Annotated in this window: 2 protein-coding genes; both read left to right on the top strand. The window is 66.9% G+C overall.

Translation table 11 applies throughout. The features are described from left to right. Nucleotides 1–371: hypothetical protein (locus tag GJV78_RS23885; RefSeq protein WP_230979219.1), on the top strand; the 371-nt coding region annotated here is incomplete at its 5' end. 128 nt (nucleotides 372–499) lie between these two features. After that, a partial coding sequence (locus GJV78_RS22490) for an inverse autotransporter beta domain-containing protein (protein ID WP_209439282.1) occupies nucleotides 500–2527 on the top strand: 2028 nt, incomplete at its 3' end.

Here is a 2527-nt window from a genome sequence, read left to right on the forward strand (position 1 = left end):
TTCTTATTGCCGCGGTGATTTCCGCTGCCGGCTGCACGGCCTCCGCCGGGAAAAAAACTGCCGCTAAAAAAGCGCCGCCCGTCGCCGCGCAGCGCGTCGCGGTCGCCAAAACCGAAAGCCGTCAGTGCACCGATAACTTTGACCTTCTTAAACGGCTCAACCCCACGGCATTCACCCTGTATCGCTCCCAGTTTGACGCCATCAACGCCTCTTACAGCTATTACCACGAGAACCAGGCGCTGCTGGAAAAAGATCCGCGGGAGATCATGACCCTGACCCTCAACGACAAGCTCAACCTCATCTGCGATCGGGTTAAGAGCCAGACCTTTACCGAGATCCGTAACCGGATGGTCACGATTTCAAAAATCTGAACCGACGTTCTGCCCCGTCACCGGTGAACGCGGCGTGAAGGCCCCTTCTCCGGCGTGACCGCGCAGGGTGTGTCCGCGGACGCCGCGATGCGTCTGCGGGATCTGTCCATAGCGAGTGGATTAACAACATGTATAAAGACTCCCCTTTTCACCGGCGGCTCTCCCTGGGGCTGCTGCTCTGGTGGTTATTCACCTCCGTTATCCTGCCGGTATGGGCGCCGCTGGCCCGCGCCGCCGGCCTGGCCGAGATGCATCAGCTGATGACCCCGGACGCGGAGCCGTCCGGCAACGCCGGCGCGCCGTCAGCGGCCCCGCCGGGCGGACCCGCCGGGTCGCTCTCTGACTACTTTATCGCCGGCAACCTGACCCCGCAGCCCGACGCTGCCCGGACCCCGTCCCCCGACGGGACGACGCTGCCGCTGCTGGGCAGTCCGGAGACGCCGGACGCCGGCGGCGGCGAGCCGGCGGAGGCAGACGACCCGGTGCCGGGACATCTGCAGACCCTGTGGGGCGTGCTGGGCCAGGAGTCGCGGACGGACGCGGTGCGCGGCATGGCGGAGAACTACATCTCCGGGATGGCGAACCAGATGGCGGAGAGCGCGGTGCGCGACTGGCTGAAGCAGAAGGGGAACGCGCGTATCCAGTTCACCACGCAGGGTGAAGGCAGCGCGGACGTGCTGGTGCCGCTGTGGGACACCGGGAGCGACCTGCTGTTCAGCCAGGCGGGGGTGCGGCGTAACCAGGACCGGACCCTCTGGAACGGGGGCATCGGCGGGCGGCATTACATCGGCGACGACTGGATGCTGGGCAGCAACGTCTTCTACGACTACGACCAGACCGGGCGCAACGCGCGCTGGGGGGTGGGTCTGGAGGCGCGGACCGACTGGCTGAGCCTGTCGGCCAACCGCTATTTCCGTCTCACTGACTGGCATCAGTCGCCGCTGCGTAACATGCGCGACTACGACGAGCGGCCGGCGAACGGTTACGACCTGCGGGCGAAGTACTGGCTGCCGTCGTATCCGCAACTGGGCGGCGAGCTGACGTATGAGAAATACTTCGGCAAAGGGGTGGATTTACTCAACTCCGCCTCGCCGGATTCGCTGAAGAACTCGCCGCACGCGCTGACGGCGGCGGTGAGCTACACGCCCTTCCCGCTGCTGACGGTGAGCCTGGGGCACACGTCGGGCGACGTGTCGGAAACCACGGCGCAGCTGGACTTTAACTGGCGCTTCGGGCTGTCGCTGGCGGAGCAGCTGGACGGGCAGAGCGTGGCGATAATGCGCAGCCTGAAGGGCAGCCGCTATGACCTGGTGGACCGCAACTACAACATCGTGATGCAGTACCGCAAACAGCAGCTGGTGGCGCTGACGCTGCCGGCGGAAGCCCGGGGCGAGGCGCTGAGCCGGATAGCGGTCAGCGCCACGGCGAAGGCGAAGTACGGTATCCGGGATATCGTCTGGCAGGCACCGGAGCTGGTCAGCGCGGGGGGCCGGATAGAGACCACTGCCTCGCCGACGGATATCCGTATCGTGCTGCCGGCGTGGAACGCGCCGGACAGCGGGAAGCGCAACCAGTATCGTCTGACGGCGGTAATGACCGACGTGGAGGGCAACCGGACGGAGCCGGCGACGATGAACATCGTGGTGGATGAGGCGACGCACATCATTAAGCTGGAGCTGGACGCGGCGCGCAGCCCGGTGGGCCGGGAGGTGCCGGGGCGGCTGACGGTGACGGACAGCAGCGGGCAGGCGGTGACCGGGCTGGGGCTGACGCTGGCGCTGACGCCGTCGGCGGCGGGGTGTGAGCTTAACGGCCAGGCGCAGTGCGACGGGTATGAGAGCGTGCTTGACGCGGGCGGGCGGCATGCGCTGACGCTGAGCCACACGAAGAGCGGGAAGTACACCCTGAGGGCAACGCTGGCGACCGGGAGCCGGGCGGAGACGGACATCGTCTTCGAGGCGGACGCGGCGTCGGCGACGCTGACGGAGGGGAGCCTGACGGTGGTGACGGATAACGCGCCGGCGGACGGCAGCGCGGTGAACCGGGTGAAGGCGACGGTGACGGACAGCTTTGGTAACCCGGTGAGCGGTCAGACGGTGACGTTCGCCGCCGGAAGCGGGGCGCAGATAAGCGGCGCGGTGCAGACGGATGAGCGC

The organism is Intestinirhabdus alba, assembly GCF_009711095.1.
Taxonomy (GTDB): domain Bacteria; phylum Pseudomonadota; class Gammaproteobacteria; order Enterobacterales; family Enterobacteriaceae; genus Intestinirhabdus; species Intestinirhabdus alba.